The organism is Comamonas sp. C11 (assembly GCF_024496285.1).
In the GTDB taxonomy this organism is placed as follows: domain Bacteria; phylum Pseudomonadota; class Gammaproteobacteria; order Burkholderiales; family Burkholderiaceae_C; genus Comamonas; species Comamonas testosteroni_F.
Window position 1 is genome coordinate 3,541,797 of sequence record NZ_CP101743.1, and the last position, 25,090, is coordinate 3,566,886.

At 60.4% G+C, this 25,090-nt stretch carries 25 protein-coding genes; 13 read left to right on the plus strand and 12 right to left on the minus strand.

The genetic code is table 11. The features are described from left to right. Nucleotides 1–33: 33 nt before the first annotated feature. The 5 genes from NOX35_RS16260 (at nucleotide 34) to upp (ending at nucleotide 6,291) form a co-directional block, all read left to right on the plus strand. The gene (locus NOX35_RS16260; protein WP_256494002.1) at nucleotides 34–1,569 is read left to right on the plus strand and encodes a helicase HerA-like C-terminal domain-containing protein; all 1,536 of its coding nucleotides are present in this window, start codon (nucleotides 34–36) and stop codon (nucleotides 1,567–1,569) included. A gap of 259 nt (nucleotides 1,570–1,828) precedes the next feature. Beyond that, nucleotides 1,829–3,403: a methyl-accepting chemotaxis protein gene (locus NOX35_RS16265; RefSeq protein ID WP_256494003.1), complete on the plus strand. Its 1,575-nt coding sequence runs from the start codon at nucleotides 1,829–1,831 to the stop codon at nucleotides 3,401–3,403. A gap of 89 nt (nucleotides 3,404–3,492) precedes the next feature. Continuing rightward, entirely contained in the window at nucleotides 3,493–4,389 is an 897-nt protein-coding gene (locus tag NOX35_RS16270; RefSeq protein WP_182283256.1) for an enoyl-CoA hydratase-related protein, read from the plus strand. A 182-nt stretch (nucleotides 4,390–4,571) separates the two neighbouring features. Further along, nucleotides 4,572–5,546, plus strand: a complete 975-nt coding sequence (locus tag NOX35_RS16275; RefSeq protein WP_182283257.1) for a threo-3-hydroxy-L-aspartate ammonia-lyase — start codon at nucleotides 4,572–4,574, stop codon at nucleotides 5,544–5,546. A gap of 112 nt (nucleotides 5,547–5,658) precedes the next feature. Beyond that, complete coding sequence (gene upp, locus NOX35_RS16280; protein ID WP_003062768.1) at nucleotides 5,659–6,291, plus strand: uracil phosphoribosyltransferase; 633 nt, start codon at nucleotides 5,659–5,661, stop codon at nucleotides 6,289–6,291. A gap of 136 nt (nucleotides 6,292–6,427) precedes the next feature. Here upp and NOX35_RS16285 read toward each other — a convergent pair whose 3' ends face one another. Together NOX35_RS16285 and NOX35_RS16290 are read right to left on the minus strand one after the other, a co-directional pair. Beyond that, nucleotides 6,428–7,531, minus strand: a complete 1,104-nt coding sequence (locus NOX35_RS16285; RefSeq protein WP_256494009.1) for a DUF6817 domain-containing protein — start codon at nucleotides 7,529–7,531, stop codon at nucleotides 6,428–6,430. A 4-nt stretch (nucleotides 7,532–7,535) separates the two neighbouring features. Beyond that, the gene (locus NOX35_RS16290) at nucleotides 7,536–8,336 is read right to left on the minus strand and encodes a MetQ/NlpA family ABC transporter substrate-binding protein (protein ID WP_003075612.1); all 801 of its coding nucleotides are present in this window, start codon (nucleotides 8,334–8,336) and stop codon (nucleotides 7,536–7,538) included. Nucleotides 8,337–8,628: 292 nt separating this feature from the next. Here NOX35_RS16290 and NOX35_RS16295 point away from each other — a divergent pair, with 292 nt between their 5' ends. Then, the gene (locus tag NOX35_RS16295) at nucleotides 8,629–9,315 is read left to right on the plus strand and encodes a type 1 glutamine amidotransferase domain-containing protein (RefSeq protein WP_256494010.1); all 687 of its coding nucleotides are present in this window, start codon (nucleotides 8,629–8,631) and stop codon (nucleotides 9,313–9,315) included. Here NOX35_RS16295 and NOX35_RS16300 read toward each other — a convergent pair. Continuing rightward, a complete protein-coding gene (locus tag NOX35_RS16300; RefSeq protein WP_256494011.1) occupies nucleotides 9,300–9,755 on the minus strand; it encodes a MerR family transcriptional regulator in 456 nt (151 codons plus the stop codon). The genes NOX35_RS16295 and NOX35_RS16300 overlap by 16 nt on opposite strands. A gap of 266 nt (nucleotides 9,756–10,021) precedes the next feature. On the opposite strand from NOX35_RS16300, the gene NOX35_RS16305 reads away from it, so the two are divergent. Next, a complete protein-coding gene (locus NOX35_RS16305; protein ID WP_256494012.1) occupies nucleotides 10,022–10,411 on the plus strand; it encodes a hypothetical protein in 390 nt (129 codons plus the stop codon). Beyond that, complete coding sequence (locus tag NOX35_RS16310) at nucleotides 10,344–11,444, plus strand: catalase family peroxidase (RefSeq protein WP_256494013.1); 1,101 nt, start codon at nucleotides 10,344–10,346, stop codon at nucleotides 11,442–11,444. The genes NOX35_RS16305 and NOX35_RS16310 overlap by 68 nt, the downstream gene beginning before the upstream one ends. Nucleotides 11,445–11,867: 423 nt before the next feature. Here NOX35_RS16310 and NOX35_RS16315 read toward each other — a convergent pair whose 3' ends face one another. The 5 genes from NOX35_RS16315 to NOX35_RS16335 form a co-directional block, all read right to left on the minus strand. Further along, nucleotides 11,868–12,752 (minus strand): amino acid ABC transporter substrate-binding protein, encoded by an 885-nt coding sequence (locus NOX35_RS16315; protein WP_371878550.1) that lies wholly within the window; start codon nucleotides 12,750–12,752, stop codon nucleotides 11,868–11,870. A 503-nt stretch (nucleotides 12,753–13,255) separates the two neighbouring features. After that, nucleotides 13,256–13,711: an HIT family protein gene (locus NOX35_RS16320; RefSeq protein ID WP_256494014.1), complete on the minus strand. Its 456-nt coding sequence runs from the start codon at nucleotides 13,709–13,711 to the stop codon at nucleotides 13,256–13,258. 453 nt (nucleotides 13,712–14,164) lie between these two features. Next, nucleotides 14,165–14,476 carry a ThiF family adenylyltransferase gene (locus tag NOX35_RS16325; RefSeq protein WP_256494015.1) on the minus strand — a complete coding sequence of 104 codons (312 nt, stop codon included), beginning with the start codon at nucleotides 14,474–14,476 and terminating at the stop codon, nucleotides 14,165–14,167. Between the two features lie 27 nt (nucleotides 14,477–14,503). Further along, nucleotides 14,504–14,659 carry a hypothetical protein gene (locus NOX35_RS16330; protein ID WP_256494017.1) on the minus strand — a complete coding sequence of 52 codons (156 nt, stop codon included), beginning with the start codon at nucleotides 14,657–14,659 and terminating at the stop codon, nucleotides 14,504–14,506. 79 nt (nucleotides 14,660–14,738) lie between these two features. After that, a complete protein-coding gene (locus NOX35_RS16335; RefSeq protein WP_256494019.1) occupies nucleotides 14,739–15,035 on the minus strand; it encodes a hypothetical protein in 297 nt (98 codons plus the stop codon). Nucleotides 15,036–15,339: 304 nt separating this feature from the next. On the opposite strand from NOX35_RS16335, the gene NOX35_RS16340 reads away from it, so the two are divergent. Next, complete coding sequence (locus NOX35_RS16340; RefSeq protein ID WP_256494021.1) at nucleotides 15,340–16,323, plus strand: NAD-dependent epimerase/dehydratase family protein; 984 nt, start codon at nucleotides 15,340–15,342, stop codon at nucleotides 16,321–16,323. Between the two features lie 18 nt (nucleotides 16,324–16,341). Here NOX35_RS16340 and NOX35_RS16345 read toward each other — a convergent pair whose 3' ends face one another. Further along, nucleotides 16,342–18,216, minus strand: coding sequence for a hypothetical protein (locus NOX35_RS16345; RefSeq protein WP_182283264.1), 1,875 nt, complete (start codon nucleotides 18,214–18,216; stop codon nucleotides 16,342–16,344). A 126-nt stretch (nucleotides 18,217–18,342) separates the two neighbouring features. Continuing rightward, nucleotides 18,343–19,047, minus strand: a complete 705-nt coding sequence (locus NOX35_RS16350; protein WP_003062751.1) for a YebC/PmpR family DNA-binding transcriptional regulator — start codon at nucleotides 19,045–19,047, stop codon at nucleotides 18,343–18,345. A gap of 188 nt (nucleotides 19,048–19,235) precedes the next feature. Between NOX35_RS16350 and NOX35_RS16355 the strand changes: the two genes are divergently transcribed. Beyond that, entirely contained in the window at nucleotides 19,236–20,378 is a 1,143-nt protein-coding gene (locus NOX35_RS16355) for a PQQ-dependent sugar dehydrogenase (protein ID WP_256494024.1), read from the plus strand. A 7-nt stretch (nucleotides 20,379–20,385) separates the two neighbouring features. On the opposite strand, the gene NOX35_RS16360 is transcribed toward NOX35_RS16355, so the two are convergent. Further along, nucleotides 20,386–20,811: a virulence factor MviN gene (locus NOX35_RS16360; protein WP_256494025.1), complete on the minus strand. Its 426-nt coding sequence runs from the start codon at nucleotides 20,809–20,811 to the stop codon at nucleotides 20,386–20,388. A 134-nt stretch (nucleotides 20,812–20,945) separates the two neighbouring features. Here NOX35_RS16360 and NOX35_RS16365 point away from each other — a divergent pair, with 134 nt between their 5' ends. Next, nucleotides 20,946–22,175: a nucleoside recognition domain-containing protein gene (locus NOX35_RS16365; protein WP_182283267.1), complete on the plus strand. Its 1,230-nt coding sequence runs from the start codon at nucleotides 20,946–20,948 to the stop codon at nucleotides 22,173–22,175. Between the two features lie 62 nt (nucleotides 22,176–22,237). Continuing rightward, nucleotides 22,238–22,855, plus strand: a complete 618-nt coding sequence (locus tag NOX35_RS16370; RefSeq protein ID WP_182283268.1) for an N-methyl-D-aspartate receptor NMDAR2C subunit — start codon at nucleotides 22,238–22,240, stop codon at nucleotides 22,853–22,855. Nucleotides 22,856–22,861: 6 nt separating this feature from the next. Here NOX35_RS16370 and NOX35_RS16375 read toward each other — a convergent pair whose 3' ends face one another. After that, on the minus strand, nucleotides 22,862–23,515 hold the full coding sequence (locus NOX35_RS16375; protein WP_182283269.1) for a flavin reductase family protein: 654 nt from the start codon (nucleotides 23,513–23,515) through the stop codon (nucleotides 22,862–22,864). 321 nt (nucleotides 23,516–23,836) lie between these two features. Here NOX35_RS16375 and NOX35_RS16380 point away from each other — a divergent pair, with 321 nt between their 5' ends. After that, nucleotides 23,837–24,859: an ABC transporter substrate-binding protein gene (locus tag NOX35_RS16380; RefSeq protein WP_182283270.1), complete on the plus strand. Its 1,023-nt coding sequence runs from the start codon at nucleotides 23,837–23,839 to the stop codon at nucleotides 24,857–24,859. Nucleotides 24,860–25,090: the final 231 nt, after the last annotated feature.

Consider the following 25,090-nt stretch of genomic DNA (forward strand, 5'->3'; position numbering starts at 1 on the left):
TTTGACTGCATGCCCCCCCAGAGGAAACCCGAAATGGCTTCACCCCTTTTGATTGCCCAGCACTCTGCCACAGAATGTGCCCTGCTGCCCGGACTGGCCAATCGGCATGGCCTGATCACAGGTGCCACCGGCACCGGCAAGACTGTCACACTGCAGAAACTGGCCGAAAGTTTCTCGCAGATCGGCGTGCCGGTTTTCATGGCCGACGTCAAAGGAGACCTGAGCGGCATCAGCCAGGCCGGCAAGATCGAAGGCAAGCTGGCGGCCTCGCTCAAGGATCGCGGCCTGGCTCTGCCCCAACCCCTGGCCTGCCCAGCCACGCTATGGGATGTGTTCGGCGAGCAGGGCCACCCGGTGCGCGCCACCATCTCGGACATGGGCCCGCTGCTCATCGGCCGCATGCTGAATCTGAACGAGACCCAGATGGGCGTGCTCAATCTGGTGTTCAAGATTGCGGACGACAACGGCATGCTGCTGCTGGATCTCAAGGATCTGCGTGCCATGCTGAACTTTGTGGGCGACAACGCCAAGCAGTTCACCACCCAGTACGGCAACATCAGCTCGGCCAGCGTGGGAGCCATACAGCGCGGCCTGCTGACCATTGAAGGCCAAGGCGGCGACAAGTTCTTTGGCGAGCCCATGCTCGACATCAACGATCTGATGCAGACCGATGCCAACGGCATGGGCGTGATCAACGTGCTGGCAGCCGACAAGCTGATGAATGCGCCGCGCCTGTACTCGACCTTTTTGCTCTGGCTTCTGTCCGAGCTGTTCGAGCAACTGCCGGAAATCGGCGACCCCGAGAAGCCCAAGCTGGTGTTTTTCTTTGACGAGGCCCACCTGCTGTTCAACGATGCGCCCAAGGTGCTGATCGAGCGCATCGAGCTGGTCGTGCGCCTGGTGCGCTCCAAGGGCGTGGGCGTGTACTTCGTCACCCAGAACCCACTGGACGTTCCCGACAGCGTGCTCGGCCAGCTGGGCAACCGCGTGCAGCACGCCCTGCGCGCCTTCACCCCGCGCGACCAGAAAGCCGTGGCCTCGGCCGCCTCCACCATGCGCCCCAACCCGGGCCTGGACATTGCCGCCGCCATCACCGAGCTGGCCGTGGGGGAGGCCCTGATCAGCTTCCTCGACGAAAAAGGCCGCCCCAGCGTGACCGAGCGTGTGTTCGTGATTCCGCCCGGCAGCCAGCTCGGCCCCATCACGGCCGAACAGCGCAGGGCGCTGATCGCCGGTTCCCTGGTCGCCGGCGTCTATGAGAAAGCCGTGGACCGTGAATCGGCCTTCGAGATATTGCGCGACCGCACTGCGAGCGCCACGCCCGCCAAGCCCGGCGATGCCCCTGCCGCTGCCACAGCGGCCGGAACGCCCCCGCCAGGCAGCGCCACGGACTCCATGATGGACGGACTCAAGGAGCTGCTGTTCGGCCGCACCGGCCCGCGCGGCGGCCAGCACGACGGTCTGGTGCAGACCATGGCCAAGTCCACGGTACGCACCGTGGGCAACAGCCTGGGCAAGGAGATTCTGCGTGGCGTGCTGGGCGGCATTCTGGGCAACAAGAAGCGCTGATTCCAGCCCACTCTCTCGCTCCAAGGGCCTGCTTCCGCAGGCCTTTTTTGTGGCCGCCGCACAGAAAGCGCTCAAGGCGGCACGCATTATGTCGATACATAATAAATCCGGCTCCTGGTGCCTGCCGCCAGTCTCTTGGACATGTGCTGTTGCCTGCAGGCACAGCCGCCTCTTTCCTCTACGCTAACCACGCTGCCCGGTCTTGCCGCAGACCACCAGTTCGCTCCGGTCGGGCAGTGCTTTTGCAAATTTTCAGCCAATGCAATTCAATCAATGGCGTGTATCCACCAAGCTGTGGTGCACTTTGGGCGGGCTTCTGACCATGATGCTGGCCGTCTCGCTATGGAACCAACACTCATCCACCCAGGCCCTGCAGGCCGGCATGCAGACCCTGACCGACTATGACAATCGCATCAATCTCGCCCTTCAGTGGAAAGGTGCCACCGAGACCACGGGCGAGCGCGTGCTCACCAGCAATATGACCTCCGACGAAGCGCTGACCCAGCGCATGGACGAGCGCGTCAGCGAAGGCGTGGCCGTCAATGGGGCGCTGCAGGCACAGGTCATCAAACTGGCTCAAAGCGATGCCGACAAGGCTGCCCTGCAAAAGATCGCAGCCGTGCGCGCCGAAGTTCTGGCGCTGAACAAGCAGGCGCGGGAGATCAAGCTGAGCGGCGATATCGAAGCCATGCGCGACTTCATCCGCCTGCAGTATCTGGGCGCCATCGGCCGTTATGTCGATTCGCTGCAGGACTTTGTGAAGCTGCAGGAGCAGCAGCGCGACGCTGCCAGCCTTCAGCTGCAGCAAGACCAGCAAAAAGCGATCTGGCTGTCCTGGGTGGTGCAGGCCCTGGTGCTGACCGCCGCCCTGGGCCTGGCGCTGGCCCTCACCCGCTCCATCACCCAGCCTCTGAATGAAGCCGTGGAGCTGACCCAGGCCATTGCACAGGGCGATCTCACGGTAACTGCCGGCAACGACCGCCATGACGAGTTCGGCCGCCTGCTGAGCTCCGTCTCGACCATGGCGGCCCAGCTGCGCAGCCTGGTGGCCGATGTACGCACCAGCGTGCACTCCATCAGCACCGCCTCGGCCGAAATCGCTACCGGCAACCACGACCTGTCTGCACGCACCGAGCAGACCGCCGCCAATCTAGAGGAAACCGCGGCCAGCATGGAGCAGCTGACCGCCACCGTCGCCCAGGCCTCGGACACCGCCCGCCAGGCCAACCACCTGGCAGGCAATGCCGCACAGGTGGCTCAGCGCGGCGGCCATGTGGTGCAGTCCGTGGTCAGCAGCATGGGGCGCATCAGCGACAGCGCACACCGCATCTCCGACATCATCGGCGTGATCGACTCCATCGCCTTCCAGACCAATATCCTGGCCCTGAATGCGGCTGTCGAAGCCGCCCGTGCCGGCGAGCAAGGCCGAGGCTTTGCCGTGGTCGCCGGCGAGGTGCGCGCCCTGGCCCACCGCAGTGCCGAGGCCGCCAAGGAGATCAAGGCGCTCATCACCACGTCCGTGGATGCCGCCCAGGAAGGCGCAGACCAGGTCTCCCAGGCGGGCCGCGTGATGGAAGAAATCGTCAGCAGCGTCGGCAAGGTCTCGGACATGATTGGCGAGATCAGCGCTTCGGCCATGGAGCAGCATGACGGTATCAGCCAGGTCAACCAGGCCGTGACAAACCTGGATCAGATGACGCAGCAGAATGCGGCCCTGGTCGAGGAATCCACGGCTGCCGCTGTCTCTCTGAGCGACCAGGCCCAGCGGCTCACCGGCATGGTGGCCGTGTTCAAGGTCCAGGCCGCGGATAGGGCGCCGGCGCTGACGGCCTGAACCAGCAGGGGCTTGCCGGCCACCCTGGTTTGCCCGGGTCAGTCACGCTTGTGACTGGCCCGCTCGGCGCCGCAAGACACCATGCCGGCATGCCTCATACCTCTGACGACACCTTGCTGACCGCCGGTCTGAGCAGCTTTCGCCTGGACCTGGCCGACCATATCGCCCATCTGGTGCTCAACCGCCCCGATGCCTTCAACACCCTGAATCCCAGGTTCTGGCAGGAGCTGGACCTGGTGCTGGATACGCTGCAGCGCAGCGGCCAGTCGCGCGCGCTGGTCATCAGCAGCACGGGCAAGCATTTTTGCGCCGGCATGGCACTAGAGACCTTTGCCGACCCCGCCTTTGCGCCCAATGACCGTACACCCGAGGGCCGCGCCGCCATCATCGACACCCTGGCCCAGTTGCAGTCCACCTTCAACAAGATCGAAGCCCTGCGCATGCCCGTGATCTGCGCCATTCAGGGCGCCTGTGTGGGTGGAGGGCTGGATCTGGTGGCCACTGCCTGCATACGCTATGCCAGCGCCGAGTCCTTTTTCTGCGTCCAGGAGATCAATATCGGCATGACGGCCGACCTGGGCAGCCTGCAGCGCCTGCCCAAGCTGATGCCGCTGGGCATCGTCAAGGAGCTGGCCTACACCGGCCGCCGCATGACTGCCCAGGAGGCCGCCAGCCACGGCTTGGTCAATGCCGTCTACGACACGCCCGAAGCCGCCGTCACCGCAGCCCTCGCCTGCGCGCGCGAGATTGCGGCCAAGCCGCCCGTGGCCATCTGGGGCAGCAAGCAGGTGATCAACTACGCGCGCGACCACAGCGTGAGCGACTCGCTGCAGCAAATGGGCTGGGTGCAGAGCGGCATCTGGAGCAACCGCCATGTTATGGAGGCCGTGAGTGCCATGCAGGCCAAGCGCGCCGGCGATTTCCCCCCGCTGGAGCCACTGCAGGCGTTTGCACCCGCGCTGCCAAAATCAGGCAACCGCTCCTGATTAGATAGCAATAATCCATCTACAGAAAAGGTCCTCATACCTTTTGCGCTGACATTCCTCAGTCTTCTCGATGGCTCGCTGGAGGCCATCGAGGTGATGGTGAGCAGCAACGCAGCAATTCGGGTTGAAGTGGACCAGGCCCCGTTATCATGGGTTCAGTCACCACCTCAGCCTGTCCTGCCATGAGCACAAACACCGCCCCCCTGCCCACTTATGACGATGTCGTGGCTGCTGCCCAGCGCCTGCAGGGCGTAGCCCATCGCACGCCGGTGCTGACCAGCCGCACCATGGACGAACAGCTGGGCGCGCGCCTGTTCTTCAAATGCGAGAACCTGCAGCGCATAGGCGCTTTCAAGTTTCGCGGCGCCTACAACGCTCTGGCGCAGTTCACGCCCGAGCAGCGCAAGGGCGGCGCCCTGGCCTTTTCCTCCGGCAACCATGCCCAGGCCATTGCCCAGGCAGCCCAGTTGCTGGACATGCCGGCCCTGATCGTCATGCCCGAGGATGCGCCGGCTTCCAAGATGGCAGCCACGCGCGGCTATGGCGCCCAGGTCGTCACCTACAACCGCTTCACCGAAGACCGCGAAGCCATCGCCCACAAGCTGGCGACCGAGCGTGGCATGACGCTGATCCCGCCTTACAACCACCGCGACGTGATCGCCGGTCAGGGCACGGCGGTCAAGGAATTGCTGGAGGAAGTGCCGGATCTGGACTATCTGTTTGTCTGCCTGGGCGGCGGCGGTCTGCTCTCCGGCAGTCTGCTGGCCGCCAACGCCCTGGCTCCGCAATGCAAGGTGATCGGCGTCGAGCCCGAAGCGGGCAACGATGTGCAGCAGTCGCTGCGCGCCGGCCATATCGTCAAGATCGATACGCCGCGCACCATTGCCGACGGTGCCCAGACCCAGGCGCCGGGCGATCTGACCTTTGCCATCATCCAGCAGCGAGTGAACGAAGTTCTTACCGTCAACGACGAGCAATTGGTCCAGGCCATGCGCTTTTATGCCGAGCGCATGAAAATCGTGGTCGAGCCCACGGGATCGCTGTCTCTGGCAGCCGCCATCCACGGCGGTTTGCCGCTCAAGGGCAAGCGCGTGGGCATTGTGATCAGCGGCGGCAATGTGGATTTAGAGCGTTTTGCCAGCCTGCTGTCCGCGTGACAGCGAAAATAGCGTCCGTTGCGGCCCGGCCCGCATCCGCCTGATCCCATTTTTTGCAAGCACGAGTCCGCCACAAGCGGGCCTGCCTGCCTTCACCACAAAGACCAAGAACATGAGCACTCTGCATTTGATCGACCACCCTCTGGTCCAGCACAAACTGACACTGATGCGCCGCAAGGAAGCATCGACCAACAGCTTTCGCCGCATGCTGGGCGAGCTGTCCACGCTGATGGCCTATGAGTTGACACGCGACTTCCCACTGCAGGATGTCGAGATCGAAACCCCCATGGAAAAGACCATGGGCAAGGTCATCGACGGCAAGAAGCTGGCGCTGGTTTCCATTCTGCGTGCCGGCAACGGCTTCCTGGACGGCATGCTCAACGTGGTGCCCGGCGCGCGCATCGGTCACATCGGCCTGTTCCGCGACCCCGAGACCCTCAAGCCTGTCGAGTACTACTACAAGATGCCCGAAAACATGGGCGAGCGCGACGTGATCGTGGTCGACCCCATGCTGGCCACCGGCAACTCGGCCGTGGCGGCCGTGCAGCAGCTCAAGGACAAGAGCGCGCCCAAGTCCATCAAGTTCATGTGCCTGCTGGCCGCCCCCGAAGGCGTGAAGACCATGCAGGCCGCCCACCCCGATGTGGACATCTATACCGCCGCCGTGGACCGCGAGCTGGACAGCCATGGCTACATCCTGCCCGGCCTGGGTGATGCGGGCGACCGTATCTTCGGCACCAAGTAAGCACGGCTGCTTGCCAACTGAAAGCCCCAGGCGCAAGAACGTGTTTACGATCTAAGGCCTTGGGGCTTTTTTCATGCTCAAAACAGCCTGCAGAGCTTATCCATCAAGCGCTGGCAGCTATCAATTTCAGATCAAGTCAGATCTGTTTCAGCGCCACATTGTTGAGCTTGTCCAGCCGCCCAGGCCAATTGCCCTGCCGGGCCGACTGCAGCAAGATACGCGTCCAGGCAATCCAGGCATCCCACTGCACGCGCTTGTCCCAGGCATTGCCCCAGGTGCAAAAGCACTGCAACGCACTCTCGGCGGCCCGAGCGGCCTCGGCGCAGCGGCCCGCGCTCAGGTATAGCTGGGCCAGCACCATCCGCGGCTCGCCCACCCAGGGATTGAGCGCGGCAGCCTGCTCCAGCGTGGCGGTGGCTGCATCCAGATCGACCAGCGGCTGATCGAGCTGAATCACCGACCAGTACAGCGCTACGGCCGCAGCCTCGTTGCCAGCGCTCAGCAGCTGGCTGCAGTTCGCAAAAACGGGCGGCAGCGGCAGCTGGGTCTTGAGCGCAGGATGCTGCAGCGCCTGGCCCAGGCCGCTGATCTGGCTGAGCATGCGGCTGCTCGGGCGCATGGGGCCGGGCCACAACGACGCCGCCCAGTGCACGGCCTGCTGACGACTGTGGTCCACGGACGGGAAGCGCGAGTAGATGTCTTCCTGCCAGCTGAACCACTGCTCCATGCTGTCGGCCATGCTGACAATCGCGAACACAGCCACTTCATAGGCGATGAGTCTGATGGTCTCGCGCGGCTCGGGGCCGTTGCGCTCCAGCTGCATGCTGCCGTCCGCCGCGATATCGCCAGCCAGCAGTTTTTGCACGAACTGGGTGCGGCTCATGGTGCAGAACAGATAGACCAGATGCTCGGCCTGCTCACCGACCAGGCGCTTGAGCTGCTCGCGCTCGTTTCCGGCATCGAACTTGACCAGATCGACAAAGGCATTGCCGTAGACACTGTGCAGCAGACCCAGCTGCCGCACCTCCCTGGGTTGTTGCCACAGCGCCAGAGAGCGCGCCACGCCTGCCAGATGGTGGCGAAAAGTGCCGGCCTTGTGCCAATCCTGGCCCACACCGCGCTCCAGCACCACAGGCAGCAGCGGCGCCAGATCGGCATCACGGCTCAGCCATTCCTCGTCCAGCAAGGTCTTGGCGCGCTCGAACAGCGCCTCATCCAGTTGATTCCAGGGCTGATTCATGCGTTCACCATGCGGTTGTGTAAGCACCCTTGAAGGTCTTTTCCACAAAGGCCTTGACCTCGGGTGACTGGTAGGCCTTCACAAACGCCTGCAGGCCTTTGCTGTTTTCATGGCCGGCACGCGTGACGATGAGAACGGTCACATAAGGCGTGTTCACATCTTCCAGCGCCAGCGAATCGCCCTGAGGGGACAGACCGGCTGCCACGGCATAGCTGCTGTTGACAGCCGCGGCGTCCAGATCATCAAGGGCTCGGGCCAGCTGGGCAGCCTCGAGCTCGACAAACCTGAGCTTTCGGGGATTGGCCGTGATGTCCAGCACCGAGGCACGCGCACCGGCATCGGCCTTGAGCGTGATCAATCCCTGCTTGGCCAGCACCATCAGAGCACGCGAGCCGTTGGTGGGATCGTTGGGAATGCCCACGCGCGCGCCGCTCTTGAGATCGGCCAGCTTTCTGACCTTTCTGGAATACACGCCCATTTGCTGGTTCACAGCCTTGGCCACGGGCACCAGCTTGTAGCCACGGTCCTTGTTCTGGGCATCGAGGAAGGGCTGGTGCTGGTAGATGTTGGCGTCGAGATCGCCGGTGGACAGCGCCGCATTGGGCTGGATGAAGTCGCCAAATTCCACCAGTCTGACCTTCAGGCCCTGCCTGGCTGCAACCTGCTTGGCCACTTCGGCAATCTGGGCGTGGGGGCCAGCCGTCACGCCGACGGTCACGGCCAGATCCTGGGCCTGGGCCAGCAATGCAGCAGGTACCAGGGCGGCAACTGCCAGGGCTTTTACGAGAGAACGCTTGTGCACCATGGGCACCTTTCAAGACAAATCCGGGAAACGCTGGTCCGCCAAGCATGTGCACGCTCAGGGACAGCAGCTTGAAACTTAACGCATAAAGCAAACCTCAGCCGCCAGGCCGGGGCCCGCCCCCATCACAAAGCGGGATGGCTGGCAGCGCGGCTCGGGAAATATCAATAAAACCAGCTCAATCCCTTAACCATCAAGCGATGAAAGCTATCAAAACAGGAATATTTAAAGCACATCGCATGCTTGACATTGAACTGCGCTTCAAGCTTAAGTTGGGAGCAACAGGAGACACCCCATGCCTCGTCGCATTCTTCACGTAGTCAGCAACGTCGCCCATTACGATGACCCTGCCGAACCCACCGGCCTGTGGCTATCGGAGCTCAGCCATGCCTGGGAAGTCTTTGCCCAGCGAGGTTATGCGCAGCACCTGGTCAGCCCGCTGGGTGGTCGCTCGCCGCTGGAACCGCGCTCGCTGAAATGGCCAAACATGGATGCCACGGCCAGGGCATGGCTGGCGGATGCAGCGCGCATGGCCCTGCTCTCCAACACGGACGCCCCTGATGCCGTGGACGCGCAAGACTTCGATGCCATTTATTTCACGGGCGGCCATGCCGTGATGTGGGACTTTCCATCCTCGCAGGGACTGCAGCGCATCACGCGCGACATCCATGAGCGCGGCGGCGTCGTTGCCTCGGTCTGCCACGGCTATTGCGGTCTGCTCGAAACCCGCCTGTCCGACGGCTCGCTGCTGGTCGCCCGACGCAGACTGACAGGCTTTTCGTGGCTGGAGGAAAGGCTGGCCGGCGTGGCCGGCAAAGTGCCGTACAACGCCGAAGCGCTGATGCGCCAGCGCGGTGCCCAATATGAGAAGGCCCGGCTGCCCTTTGTGCCCAAGGTCGTGATGGACGGCAGGCTGGTGACGGGGCAGAACCCGCAGTCGGCCCGTGCCACTGCCCAGCAGGTGGCTCAGTTGCTGGGCTGAGCGGGTCGACCCGCCGCCTCCCCGTCCCCCTCCCGCCCCAACAAGCGCATTTGCGACAGCACACGCCGTGCATTGCCGGCGCAGTCCATGTCTTCGGGTCTGGCCTCGATCTGGGCAATCAGCTCGCCCAGTTCGGCGCGATTTTGCGTCAGCTGTACCAGCATCAGATCGATGCTCTGCAGCTTGCGATGCAGCGTGGCCAACAATTCGTCATGCTGCCACTGCTCCAGATCCTCGGGCAGCAACTGGCGCAGCTCCTGCAGGCTGAAGCCGGCCCGCTGCGCCGTGGCAATCAGCCTGAGCGCCAGCACTGCCTGTTCGGGATAGCTGCGATAGCCATTGGCCTGACGCCGGGCAGCGCTCAGCAGGCCGATGCGTTCGTAAAAACGAATGCGCGATGCGGCAAGACCTGTGCGCTGGGCGAGTTCTCCGATCTTCATGTCCACCATTCTCGCGCAATCCGCGCTTGACCTTGAACCTGGCTTCAAGCTCACGCCTGCACCATTCCCGGTCGTTGATGCCGGCAAAGCCTATGCTTCAAGGAGTTGAAGCGCCGAGCCATATCGGGCACCAATGGTCAGATCGCCTCGCGCGGAGTACGACGATTTCTTCCTGGGCAGTCTCGGAGGATGAACGGCCAGAGATTCCAATGGAATAAACAGCGTCCTTGAACTGTTTACAGCAGGTCAACCTCAAGGAGATCTCCATGACCCGTCTCGCTTTCTTCGCCACCCTCACCTCGGTGTTCCTGGCGGCCTGCGCCGTGGCAACTGCCGCCCAGGCACAGGCGCCCGCTTCTGCCATGAATGGCGTGCTCGTGGGCCCCAACCAGATGACACTTTATGTCTTCGACAAAGACGCCGCCGGATCCGGCAAGAGCGTATGCAACGGTGGCTGCGCCACGAACTGGCCACCTCTGACGGTGGCCCCGGGTGCGACGGCTACCGGTGACTGGAGCCTGGTTGTCCGCGACAACGGTAACCAGCAATGGGCCTACAAGGGCCGTCCTCTCTATTACTGGGCCAAGGATGCCAAGCCCGGAGACAGAACGGGGGATGGATTGCTCAACAACAGCTGGCACATCGCCAAGCCCTGAGAACTCAAGCCTGGATCATCAAGAGGAAGAAACAATGAAGCTCCGAAAAATGAAGCTCGCGCTGAGCTGTGTCATGGTGGTGCCGCCGTTTTTTGCCCTGGCAGCCGAGCAGGAAGTGACGGCGCCGCGGGTGGTCCAGGCCCTGGAAGCGACCTTTGGCATTCATCAGGGAGAGCGCCGCAATCACATCAAGGGGACCTGCGCAGTGGGCGAGTTCACCGCTACCGCCGAGGCCGCCAGATACTCGCGCTCTACACTGTTTTCCGGCCAAGCCGTTCCGGTGATTGCGCGCTTCTCGCTGGCAGGAGGAAACCCCAAGGTGCCAGATGTTGCCCAAAGCGCGCGTGGAATGGCCCTGCAATTCAAGCTCCCAAAGGGACAGTTGCACCAGATGTCCATGTTGAACACACCCATGTTCGGCGCCGCCCACCCCGGAACATTTCTGGACTTGACCGAAGCTCAGCGCCCCGATCCAGCCACCGGCAAACCGTACCCGGAAAAGCTCAAAGCATTCAGGGCCTCCCATCCTGACAGTCTGGCTCAGGCTCAATACCTGGCCAGCCACAACCCTCCCGACAGCTACACCCGCAGCGCATTCTTTGGCATTCACACCTTCAAGTTCATCAATGCGCAGGACAAGGTGACTCTGGTGCACTGGCGCTTCGTACCGCAGGAAGGGGAGAAGCCGCTAAGCAACGAGGCGCTGAAGACAGCCGGGTCGGACTTTCTGGAAACCGTATTGATCAGCAGCACATCGAAAAAACCGGCTCGCTGGGACATGCTGGTGACAGTCGGACAGCCAGGTGATGCGCAGGACGACCCCACGCAGTCATGGCCCGCACAGCGACCTGAGTTCAAGGCTGGCACCTTGACGATCACGAGCGCTTCGACTCAGAAAGGAGGCTTGTGCGAGCCGATCAACTTTGATCCGATGGTGATGGCCGACGGCATTGCGCCCACCAATGATCCGGTGCTCCGCTTTCGCTCCCAGGCCTATGCAGTGTCATTTGGCAAGCGCTTGAGTGGTCAATGAACTCCGAGGATCAAGCTCGTACATTTCTCCTTGGGCTCAAGCATAGCCAGGTCCAAGCTAGGGCAAACCAGGGAGGCAAGCTTGTGGCCGATCTTCGAATGTCGTTGATCGGCCATCAGCGGTCGTCTGGCGCGAGGAAACAAAGGGCAGGTCCACGAAGGGCAGGTCCAGACTGCACTGAGACGGTCGCCTACCGTCCAGCTTCGCGTCGCAGGCTTTTTCAGGCAGATCTGCGACGCTAGCAGACGGTGTCAGGACAGCAACGATTACCCCAAAGCAGATAAGCGGCACTGGTGAGTGCCATCAACAGCTTTACTCCGCAGTCGATTGATCGACTGCACCCCCTTCAGCAAGCCTGGCTTGAACGACCGCCACGCGCGGGGCAACAGCCTTAGAGCCCCGTCACGGACGCTTGACAGCCAATCACTGCGCTGGCTTGTCGCTGTGCAGCTTTAGGTTTGTCTTGAGTTGTGCAGCCATGGGCATCGACAGGTTTACACCCTTGGGCGGAATCGGCGATTCAAACCACTTGACATAGAGCTTTGCAAACTCGCCCGAGTCCATCAATCGGGTTATGGCCCCATCAACCAGCTTCTTGAACTCTGGATCGTCCTTGCGCATCATGCAGCCATAGGGCTCGACCTGGAGTGTCTCACCGACCACTTCAAGCATATTGGAATTCTTGGAGTTGGCTTTCAAGCCAAACAACAGAATATCGTCCAGCGCCAAGGCTGACGCCTGGTCTGTCTCAAGCAGTTGCAATCCTTCCTCATAATCCTTTCCCAGGACGAACTGGAGGTCGAGATTCTTCTCGAGACCATAGGCCCGCAATACTTTTTCGTTTGTACTGCCGCCTGTGCTGGCTACCGTCTTATGCATCAGATCAGCGTAATTCTGAATGCCAGACGCCTTCTTGACGAGCAGGCGGGTACCGGCATAGAAGTAACTGACAGAAAAAGCCACATCTTTGCCCCGTGAAGAGGTGTTCGTCGTCGAACCACACTCCAGATCGTAGGCCCCGCTCATCAATAGCGGTATCCGGTTTTGGGCCGTCACTGGCATATATATGACGTCCAAATTCGGCCTGTCCAACTTCTTGCGCAAGTTGTCGACGATGGCGTCCGTCAGGTCTACGGCAAATCCGACTGCCTTGGAGGGAGCGATGAGATAGCTAAAGGGCACCGATGATTCGCGGTAGGACACGGTGATCCTGTTGCTCTGCGCAACTTTTTCCAGAGTCTGAGCAGTGGTTGGAGTGACCGCAGTAACCATAGCAATGACTGCTAGGAACCCTGTGGCATGTTTCATAGCGAGCATGGCGCGTACTCCTTTTGCGACCTGAGTCGCATGCGTTGCGTAAACCAACAAGCGAGGATTGAGCGCATTCACTGCAAGGCATGAGGCTCGCGCGGATGTATCAACACCTGCGCAGTTGATTTTAGGCACGCCAACTCAAGCGTCATTGACGGACATCAAACTAATGACGGGTCAGATTGAAGGCCTCCGAATCACACATGAGACCCCAAAAAAGCCGATATAGAAGGTTGAACTGCATAGCAGCCGCGGGCTGCAATGGGCCGTCAGCGACAGTCCCAGATCGGCCAAGAGCAGCGAAGAGCAGCGAAGAGCAGCGAAGAGCAGCGAAGAGCAGCGAAGAGCAGCGAAGAGCAGCGAAGAGCAGCCACTGAACCTAAATCATTAGGAGGGAGTGACGCACCACCGCTCTTCATCAGAACCAACGAAACGATACGATCCCAACGAAAACTCAGGTAAAAAATCAAGATGCTCCCTTGGTCGATTGGCGCCAGATTTCAAATCCCCTTGATTTTTTTTGCCATCAATTGCAACTCCAAATCACTTGCCCGAGGCCCATCATGGGAAGAAATATACCCCTCATATTTTGAGAAAACTTTATTATTATTTGATTTTATTCGAGCCCAGCTTGTGGGTGTTTGATGCATAGGGAATAACTTTATATGCGCATGATCGACTCCGTATCCTTCCGCAATAATTCCAGTTCGCGCTACATCATCCACGCCTAAGTCAATCATTTTGCATACTTTTCTTGCTGCTAAAAATAAATCGGCAAAGCGCACATCATCTAAGTCAACTACATAGCTTGGCAGGTGCTCTTTTGTGACTACCACGGAAAAACCTGGCGTATTTGGGAAGATTGATAAAAATGCCATATGATTCTCATCTTCCCACAATATATGAGCGGGGGATTTTCCATTTATAATTTGACAAAAAATACAATCATTAACCATTTTTAAAAACCTTTCCTCCAGAGTGTCTTGGAAAACTCATCGAATTCCAATATTCTTCCATATGGTCAGATTCGGCCAATATTCCGCAAATGTGACCAATTATTAATGAACTGACAACACCTGCTATTTCCGTGTTGACTGGTCCAAAACTGGGCCCAACAAACCATGGATTTCTTTTCCATATTGAGGTTGGTGTGTCACCATTGAATTTCCCTAATCGTGTATAGTAAACGTCACTATGAATATACCCAGTATTTATTACCAGTGAATCAAAGTAATCACGGATATATTTTGTTATGCCCAATGGCTCATCAGCGCTAACTACAACAGCATCGTAGTCTTTTCCAAAATTGTGAAGTGTTTCTGGCGTAATTTTAGAAAGTGTTTTTTTAATATTTATGCCGAAGTATCGACTTTCGATAACCTCTTCTAATGTATCGCACTTAAACCGACCTATATCGTTTCTCGTCCAAAAAATTGGCGATTGAGATTTGTGCTTTCTATCTTGTCGTGATCAACAAGATGAATATCATTTATTCCAGCGCCACATAGATTAATAGCAACAAGAGAACCAATACCGCCGCAGCCAACTATGAGCACTTTTGATTCTCTGATATTTTTATAATAATCAACCAACTTGGTGCAGCTTCCACTACATGCTAAAAAGTAGGAGGCAGTTCGGCTAGTAACTGGATCTTTTAACAGGAGTTGACTTTTCACAATTTCTTCTGGTGTTCCGAAACAAATTGCACCTGCATCAATCATACTTTGATAAAAAATCTCCTGACTTTCTTATTTATTCTGAACGACTCCATTCCTACCAACAATGCCAATTTCATTGGCTACATCACTGAAAATAGCGGATGGCAAAATAAGACCTACAGGCACTTGGTCGATCAATACCACTCCATTTTTAATGTTAACGTCATTATTTTCGCTGAAATTCATGAGCCATGCTTCTTGATTATTCATAATAATTATTAAAAAACGAAGTAGGAGGCGCTCAACGCCTCCCAAATAATTTAAATTAGTTACACCCGTAATACCATCGCGCCACTGGGTCATTGATCATGTGTGAGTCAGGTGAATTCATCAGCACATCACAGCCAGCAGACCAACTAACCAATATTTTTGCAGCGGTATCCTTAGAGTTCGCCACGGATTGATCAATTTCCATATTTTGATCTGCTGCAATGGTTTTATCCCTCGCAACAGGGCGATTGATCAATTCTCCACTCTTGGATTGAACATACGTTGGTATTGCTTGAGCCTGAGCCGCCAAAAGAATGCTTGCTACAACTGAACATTTTGCTAATTTATGCATGTGATTTATCCCTTTTAAATACGAATGATTTTCATTCGTGTATGTAAATTTAGTAAGCTACCCGATGCATGAAAACTAGGGAAAATACCTATAAATTTAATTGATATTTTGATTCCAGCGGCGGCGTTAGCGGATCTAAGCCCAGCATTTACGCCACCGCTGCAAGCCTGTCTGCTTTCCGGGCTTAGCGGGCGGGCCCATCATTCCTGTGCAATCCGCGCTTGACCTTGAACCACGCTTCAAGCTTAGGCTTGCCTCGTTCCCGGTCACCAAGGCTGGTGAAGCTATTCATCTAGGAGCTGGAATGCAGACCATATTGGGCGCCAACGGGCAGATCGCCACCGAGCTGGCGCGCGAACTCAAGCGCAACTACAGCGATGGGCTCAAGCTGGTGAGCCGCAGGCCGCGCAAGATACATGACACGGACCTGCTCGAAGTCGCCGACCTGCTCGATGCCGAGCAGACTGCCAGAGCCGTTCAAGGCAGCAATGTGGTCTATTTCACCGCAGGCCTGCCTCCGGATACCCAGCTTTGGGAGCAGCAGTTTCCGAGCATGCTGCGCAACGCCCTGGCGGCCAGCCGCACTGCGGGGGCCCCGTTTGTCTATTTCGACAACACCTATATGTACCCGCAGAACGCGCAGCTGCAGACCGAGCAGACGGCATTCGCCCCTGTGGGGCGCAAAGGCCGGGTGCGCGCCGCCATGGCCGAGATGGTGCTGTCCGAGATGGAGCACGGCGAGATTCCCGTGCTGATTGCCCGCGCCCCCGAGTTCTACGGCCCTGCACAGACGCAGAGCATTACCAACACCTTGGTGATTGACAGGCTCAAGGCCGGCAAGACACCGCTGGCCCCGGTGCGGGACGACCGTCTGCGCACCCTGATCTGGACGCCCGATGCCAGCCGGGCTCTGGCCCTGCTGGGCAACACGCCCGATGCTTATGGCCAGACCTGGCATCTGCCATGCGACGATGAGCGCCCCAGCTACAAGCTGCTGATCGACTGGGCCAGCCAGAGCTTTGGTCGCTCTTTCCGGTCTTCCCGCCATCACAGGCTGCCCCGCTGGGCACTGAGCGCAGCCGGCCTGATCTCCAAGCCCGTGGCCGAGCTGCAAGAGCTGCTGCCCCGCTATGCCCACGACAATCTGTTTGACTCCAGCAAATTCAAGCAGGCATTTCCGGGGTTTGCCGTTACCAGCTACCAGCAGGGGCTGGCGCTGATTGCCGATGAATTTCATAGAAATCAGCAGCAATCCCTTACCCAGACTGCGAAAGATGCTATCAAATAAGCATCGATAGTTAAAAAGCTACCAGCTCAGCGCCTGGGCCAGTTGCTCGGCCCGGGTTTGCTCGCGCGGGCTTCCCACCGAGGCGCGCAGGATGGCACGGCTTGCACCCTGGTCAACGATCCAGAAGACGACGTGCTTGACGGAAGCTGCGCCCGGCCGGCTCTCCTGCGGGCTCACTTCAAACGTCCATTGGCGGCCTTCAGGCCGGCGATCCCTGGACCGCGTTGGTGCAGCAAAGCTGCGCTTTTTCAAGCTCCCCGCCTTCAGGCGGAACTGCTTTTCCAGCGCTGCACGCAGCAGCTTTTCCTGCGCTTCGTCGGATTCGGGGATCTTCAGCTCCGTGGTCAGGCCCAGTTGCTGTCCGGTCATCAGATCGCGGTACATCATGCGCTGCGAATCCTTAGGCTCCTGCAGATGAAAGCCTGCCGCACGCATGGGCAGCACCATGCCGGTGCGGCGATTTTCCAGGTCGGCCACCTTCGGGTCCTGGGCCTGCACCCAGATGTTCTGCAGCCCACCGGCATTGCGCAGGTACTGGCGCATCAGTCGCACTGCGTCGGCGTCGCGGCCCTGCTGCGCCGCCAGCTCGGCCCCATATTGCTGGGCCTGGTCCACCAGCTCGGACTCCAGCCTGAACAGGCTGACATAGGGCCAGGCCTGCAGAGCCTGATCCAGATAGCGGCCAGCCTCGGCTTGCTGACCGGCCTTGAAGGCCGAGATGCCTGCCACCGTATTCAGGCGCGCCAGCTCGGCGGGAAACTGAGCATCGGCCAAGGCCGTGCGGGCCAGTTGACCGGCCCTGGGCCAGTCGTCATCGACCCGCCAGGCATGACTCACCTCGCGCTCCTGGCGCGGTAGCTCTGGCGGCAGCTCGGGCGCTTTGGGCCATTGCATGGCCTGCCACAGCTGGGGCAGTTGCTGCAGCGCGCTATCACGCTCGCTGTCCATTTGCTCGGCGTGCAGGCTCAGTTTCCAGTTGCCGCGCACCAGCCCCCAGTCCAGATGCAGGATGTCGGGCCTCCCCTCTTCTCTTTTCTCGCGGCTGGCCTGCTGGCTTTGCACAGCGTCGCCGAACGGCAGGGCCGGTAGCCTCAGCCCAGGCTCTGGCGTCTGCTCGCTGGCAAAAATGCTGCGCTCCTGCTGCAGCGACTTCTGCCTGGCTGCAGCGTCCATGTCTTTCAGACCATCGTCATAGCCGAGCCTCATGCGGACCCGCAGACGCCTGCCATCGGGTTTCAGATAGACGTACTCCAGGCTCGCGACATCCTTGCGATCCCTGGTCGGCTCCAGCTGGACCAGTACCCAGCGCCCCTGCACCAGCGGCACGCTGAGCTGTGCGGCCTGGTAGTGCAACTGCTGCTCTGACGTATTCCAATGCCACAGCGGCGCAAAAGCCTTGGACTCCTGCCGGAGCTCCTGCAGATAGCGAGCCAGTGCGCCCTGATCACCGGCCATCATGGCGGCGGTCAGACCGCGCTGTATCAGCGCCTGCATCTGCCCACTGACCGGGTCGTAGCCGTCGGCTGCGGCCAGAGCCATCATCTGGTCAGTCTGCAACACGGCCTGCGCGTACTGCCCTTGCTGATAGAGCAAGCCGTAGAGCAAACCCGAAGCATCGAGCTGCTCGTATGGATTGCCGCGTGGCAGTGTCATGTCCAGCAGCTTGCGCGCCTGGGCGGTGGCATCGTCCCAGCGCCTGGCCTGTGCCGCCTCGACCACGGCACGGCGCAGCCTGAAAAAAGGCGAATCCTGTTCTGCAGGCGAATCCGCCTGCCCACTCCCCCCCGCCTGCCTTGCTGGCTCAGCCGCCTGCGGCGCGGGGCCCGACAGCAGCATGACCACCGCAATGGCAGTCAGTGAAACAGGCGCGGGGATGCGAGGCAAAAAATACATGAAGGCAATCCACAAGGCAGTTCAGCAGCCTTGCAGTATAGAAAACCGCTGTCTGCCTGCAGGCCAGGGAAAAGTCAAAAAAAAAGAGCGGCCCAGGGCCGCTCTCTTTGCCAGACGGCAATGACTTCAGTCCACCAGACCGGCGTAGACATGTTGCACGTCGTCGTCGTTTTCCAGACCGGCCAGGAATTCCTGCACTTCTTCCTGCTGCTCGGCAGACAGGCTGCTCATGCTGATGGGGTTCTTGGCCTTGTAGCCCAGCTTGACCGACAGCACCTTGATGCCTTGCGCGGGCAAAGCCTTGCTCACGGCATCCAGATCGGCAATATCGGTAATGAACAGCGTCGTGCCTTCTTCTTCACCGGGCTCGAAGTCCTGGGCGCCAGCTTCGATGGCGGCCATTTCGACGTCGGCGCCGTTTTCAGGCTCGCCTTCGATCATGCCCACATGGTCAAAATCCCAGGCCACGGCGCTCATCTGGCCCTTGCGGAAGCAGACGCGCATATTCGGAGCCGTGCGATTGGGATTGTCGGTCAGGCACTCCACCATCACGGGCACGCGATGGGGGGCATAGCCCTCAAACAGCACGCTGGAGTAGTTCACGGCGTCGGCGCCAACGCCAGCGCCCTTCTTGATGGCGCGATCCAGCGTGTCCTTGGGCATGGAAGCCTTGCGGGCCGCTTCCACCGCCATGCGCAGACGCGAATTGGCTGCAGGATCACCGCCGCCCAGACGGGCAGCAACCATGATTTCCTTGACCAGCTTGCCAAACAGCTTACCCTTGGCATCGGCGACCAGCGCCTTGCCTTTTGCTTTCCATTGCGCGCCCATGGCTGCGTTCCTTGTTGAATATGGTCCAAGCCTGCGTTGTGCACACACAGGCCGCTCGCCAAACTGTGGCGAGCAAAAGCCGGATTTATACACCTGCGCGCAATCTTTTGTCGGCAAACGGCATCAAGCCCGGGTCATAAACACAGGCAAACAGCGTGCTGCCGCCCGGTCATCGAAGAGGAGAAAACATGCATCGCATTGCCGTTCAAGCCCTGAGCTGCTGCGCACTGGCCCTGCTCGGCTCGCACGCCCTGGCGGCAGCCGAGCTGGGCACGCAAACCTTGGCAACGGGGCTCGAGCACCCCTGGGCACTGGCCTTTTTGCCGGACGGACGCTATCTGGTAACGGAACGCCCTGGCCGCATGCGCATTGTTGAGGCAGGGGGCAGGCTCAACGCCCCTCTCAAAGGCCTTCCTGCCATCGCCGTCGCCGGGCAAGGCGGCCTGCTGGACGTGGTGCTTGACAGCGACTTTGCCAGCAACCGCCAGCTCTATTTCTGCTTCTCGGAGCCGGGGCAGGGACCAGACCGGGGCAAGAACAGCACGGCCATGGCCAAAGCCCGACTTTCAGCCGACTCCGGCACCCTGGAAAACGTGCAGATTCTGTTCAGCCAGCGCCCCAAGATCGATTCGGCCCTGCACTTCGGCTGCCGCATCGTGGAACGCAAGGTGAACGGCAAACCCGACGGCTCGCTGTTTCTGACGCTCGGAGAGCGCTACAAGGCCATGCAGGAGGCGCAGAATCTGCAGACCCATCTGGGCAAGATCGTGCGCATCAACAAGGATGGCAGCGTGCCTCGCGACAACCCCTTTGCGGGCAGGCCCGATGCGCTGGCCGAGATCTGGAGCTATGGCCACCGTAACAGCCAGGGCGCCGCACTGGGGCCAGATGACGAGCTCTGGATGACAGAGCATGGCCCGCAAGGCGGCGATGAACTCAACCGCATCGAGCCGGGCAAGAACTACGGCTGGCCCGTCATCACCTATGGCGAGAACTATGGAGGCGGCAAGATCGGTGCCGGCATCACCGAAAAGGCGGGCATGGAGCAACCCCGTCATTACTGGGTACCGTCCATTGCCACCTCGGGGCTCGCCTATTTGAGCAGCGAGCGCTATGGCATGGCCTGGAAAGGCTCGTTCATCACGGGTGCACTCAAGGCCATGCAGTTGCAGCGCCTGCAGATTGCCGATGGCAAGGTCACCGCCACCGAAGTGCTGCTGCCGCGCCTGGGCCAGCGCGTACGCGATGTACGCCAGGGACCGGACGGCCTGCTGTACCTGCTCACCGATTCATCCAACGGACAACTGCTGCGTGTGCAGGCAACGCCTTGAGTTCGGATCAGCGCAGCACGTCGCGGCTCTTGAGCCAGTAGAGATAGCCCACAATGCAGAACCAGAAGATGGCCTCTCCCAGCCACAGGCCCAGCGACAGCATATCGACCTGGCTGCCGAGCCTGCTGACATACCAGAACATGCCAGCCTGGCTGACCACGCCGAGCACCACGTAAAGAACGCACAGCAGCAGAGCCGCGCGATTGCGCGTCCACAGCAACCACACCAGCGTGAAGCACATGGCCGAGTTCAGCGCCAGCATGGCCTGCAGCACCAGCGCCCACTGGATCCCGGCGGCAGTGCGCCAGCCGTCTGAAAAATCGGCCTCCAACAACATCCATCCGCTCATCAGGCCAAGAAAACCGAACAGACACATCAACAGGGCCAGCCCCTTGCCATAGGGCTGCGCCCAGAGAACTTGCTTTGCTGTCATCCGTCCACTGTCCCTGTCTGATTCAAAACATCTGAGGGCCCGCCATACTCGCCCGGGCAACCAAGGAGCCACAGTGTGCCATTGCAGCTCCGGTTTCGCGCCACAATCGGCAGCAGTACAAAACAGGCGCTCTTATGCTCAATGCCTTGTGGCTCGGTTTTTTCTTGGTGGCGGCCGTGGCGGCGCTCGCGCAATGGCTGCTCGGCGGCCAGGCCCAGGTGTTCTCGGCCATGGTGCAGGCCCTGTTTGCCATGGCCAGGCTGTCGGTCGAAGTGATGGTGCTGCTGTTTGGCACGCTCACGCTGTGGCTGGGCTTTCTGCGCATCGCAGAAAAGGCGGGCGTGGTCGAATGGCTGGCAAAAATGCTGGGCCCGCTGTTTGCCAAGCTCATGCCCGAGGTACCGCGCGGTCACCCCGCACTGGGCCTGATCACGCTGAACTTTGCCGCCAACGGCCTGGGGCTGGACAACGCGGCCACGCCCATGGGCCTCAAGGCCATGCGCGCGCTGCAGGAGTTGAACCCGAAGCCCGACACCGCGACCAATGCGCAGATTCTGTTTCTCGTGCTCAATGCCTCGTCGCTGACGCTGCTGCCGGTCACCATTTTCATGTACCGCATGCAGCAGGGCGCGGCCGATCCGACGCTGGTCTTCCTGCCGATTCTGCTGGCCACTTCCGCTTCCACACTGGTGGGCCTGTTCAGTGTCGCACTCGTGCAGCGGCTGCCCCTGTTCAGTCCCGTAGTGCTGGCCTATCTGCTGCCCGTGGGGCTGGCGCTGGCAGCCTTCATGGCCTTTCTGGCCACGCTCAGCGCAGCGGCACTGGCCCAACTATCCTCGCTCATGGGTAACCTCACGCTATTTGCGCTGATCGTGCTGTTCGTAGGCCTGGGCGCGCTGCGCAAGGTAGCCGTGTACGACAGCTTTATCGAGGGGGCCAAGGAGGGCTTTGATGTAGCCAGGAACCTTCTGCCCTATCTGGTCGCCATGCTTTGCGCCGTGGGCGTGTTTCGCGCCTCGGGGGCACTGGAATATGCGCTGTCGGCCATCCGCTGGACAGTGGACGTCCTGGGCATGGATGCCCGCTTCGTCGATGCCCTGCCCACAGCGCTGGTCAAGCCCTTTTCCGGCAGCGCGGCGCGTGCCATGCTGATCGAGACCATGCAAAGCCAGGGCGTGGACAGTTTTGCGGCTCTGGCTGCAGCCACGATTCAGGGCAGCACCGAAACCACGTTCTACGTGCTGGCCGTGTACTTTGGAGCCGTGGGCATTCAGCGCGCACGCCATGCCGTTCCCTGCGCGCTGGTGGCCGAGCTGGCAGGCGTAGTCGCTGCCATCGTGGTTTGCTATCAATTTTTTGGATAAATCTCAGAACTGGCGGTCGTTGCAAGCCGTTTTGTATCAAATCATTCAGAGAGAGCAAAGCCATGGACACTGCAACTTCCCTGTTCCAAGCCTCCTGGCAGCGCACATGGCAGGCCCTGGGCCTGACGCCCCCCGCAGATCTGCTGCAACGCCTGCTCGCAGCCTGGGCCGAACCCCAGCGCCACTATCACACCCGGCAGCATCTGGCCGAATGCCTGGGCCAACTCGACTGCGTCTGGGCACAGGCGCAGCGGCCCGGCGAAGTGGCTGTGGCACTCTGGTTTCACGATGCCGTCTACGACATCAAGGCCAGCGACAACGAGCTGCGCAGCGCCGACTGGGCGGCACAGGCACTGCAGGGCAGTGGCGCGTCCGAAGCCTGCTGGCGCCGGGTGCATGAGCTGATCATGGCCACCTGCCATACCGTCACACCCACGCAGGCCGATGCCAGGTTGCTGGTCGATATCGATCTGGCAATTCTGGGCGCCGACCCCGTACGCTTTGCCGAATACGACCGCCAGGTCGCCGCCGAATATGCCTGGGTGCCGCGTCTGCTCTATGGCTTCAAACGCAAGCAGGTGCTGCGCGGCTTTCTGGACCAGGCCTTCATCTATGCCACGCCGCACTTTCGGCAACGGCTGGAGGCCAAGGCCCGCAGCAATCTGCAGCGGGTCACCTGAGCAGGCCTACATCTCGTCAATGACCGTGCTGGCCGTGGCGCTCAACGCGGGTGCCCGGCCCTCATCGGCTTCGACGGCAAAGCGGTCGCGGCAGTTGACGTAGAAGCTCGCCCCGAAACGTCCCACGGGGAAGAACTCCTGAAGACGCACCCGCCATTTCTCGGTGTCCACCAGCCCTTCGCGCACGGCCAGCCATTGGACGCGGCCGATGAAGACATAACGGCTCTCGGTCTCCAGCGTCTCGTGCAACACGCATTCAAAGGCCACCGGCGCCTGGGCAATGCGCGGCGGCTGCACGCTCTGGGACGGGGTCGCTATTAAGCCTGTGTGCTGCAACTCGCTGTGCTCGGGCGGCAGGCTGTCGCCGCAGCGGTGCATGGCGGCGGACATCGCCTCGTCGGTGATGTGCACCACGAACTCGCCCGTGCGCAGGATATTGGTGGCCGTGTCCTTCTGCGCCATATCCTGGCGCTTGTTGATGCTGAGCATGACCACCGGCGGGTCCTCGCCCATCATGTTGAACATGCTAAAAGGCGCCGCGTTCACCGTGCCATCGACTCCCAGCGTAGTCACGAGTGCGATCGGGCGCGGCACGATCAGGCTGGCCATCAGCTTGTAGCGGGCATAGGTGTCCAGTTGCGCAAAATCAATTTCGGTCATTGCAGTCTCTCCCGGCCTTTGCGGCCGCTCTCGCCCTGGCGGCGGATCTGGTATGGATTCGATAGCAGGCTGCGCAATCAGCAGCAGCCCTGAAACTGCAAAGGACCGCAATATTCATGCCGGGCGCCTGCCAGCTGACCCGCGCTTGATCTGCGCACGGCCACGCACCATCGCAGGCGCCCCATGCACCAGAGCCGGACATGCAGGTCCGGCACGCACCGTCGCAGTGCCCTCTCCAGCGGTTCACGCTTTGTATACACATTGGCATCGATCTTGCGCACAGGCAGCAGTCCCTTCGCCATCGATAAACCAAGGAGTCATATGCGCAAACGAACCTTTCTTCAGGCCGCCACGGCTGCTGCAGCTCTGAGCTGGGGCGCTGCCCAGGCGGCAGACACGCCGCTCAAGTTCCAGCTGGACTGGCGCTTCGAAGGACCTGCAGCCCTGTTTGTCCACCCCGAGCAAAAAGGCTATTTCAAACAGGCCGGTCTGGATGTGAATGTGGAGGCCGCCAGCGGCGCAGGCGCCATCCAGCGCGTGGCCTCAGGCACCCATGATCTGGGCTTTGCCGACCTCGCCGCGCTGATGGAATTTCACGCCAACAACCCCGACGCGCCCATCAAGCCCGTGGCCGTCATGGTGATCTACAACACCACGCCGGCCTCAGTGATGGCGCTCAAGAAGTCGGGCATCACCAAGGCTGCCGACCTGACGGGCAAGAAAATGGGAGCCCCCATCTTTGACGCCGGCCGCCGCACCTTCCCTATCTTCGCCCAGGCCAATGGCGTGGGCGAGGTGCAATGGAGCACCATGGAGCCGCAACTGCGCGAAACCATGCTGGCGCGTGGCGATCTGGATGCCGTCACCGGCTACACCTTCACCAGCCTGCTCAATCTGGAGGCCCGCGGCATCAAGCGCGAGGATGTGGTGGTGCTGCCCTACGCCACGCACGGTGTTCAGCTCTATGGCAATGTAATCATCGCCAGCCCCAGGCTGATTGCGGAAAAGCCGGAAGCCGTACGCGCCTTCCTCAAGGCCTTTGCGCGGGGCGCCAGGGAAGGGATTGCCAATCCCGAAGCTGCCATTGCGTCCATGAAAGCCAAGGATGGACTGGTCAACGTGCCGCAGGAGGTCAAACGCCTGAAGCTGACGATCGAAACCGCCATCGACAGCAAGGGCGCGCGCGAAGAAGGCTTTGGCCAGTTGCGCACCGAGCGTCTGGCCAGGATGGCCGAGCAGGTCGCCAAGGCCTATGCCACCAAGAACCCGGTGCCGGCCAACGCCGTATGGAACGGCAGCTTCCTGCCCACCGCAGCAGAGCTGGACATCCTGCCCAAACGCTGATCCAACCGGAACCGGCTGGCACCGCCACAGTGAGCCAGCGTCATCGCGCCTAGCCACACATAAGGCAGACCGGACGTCATAGCGGCTGCGACTGACCTATAGCCCCCCATTAATAAAAACCAGCTGATTCATTGCATCAGCTGGTTTTTATTAATGGGGTCGGCGGCAAGACTAGCTGCCTAGTGCATCAAGAAGTTCAAGACCATGCGATTTTGCAGCGATGCGATCCCA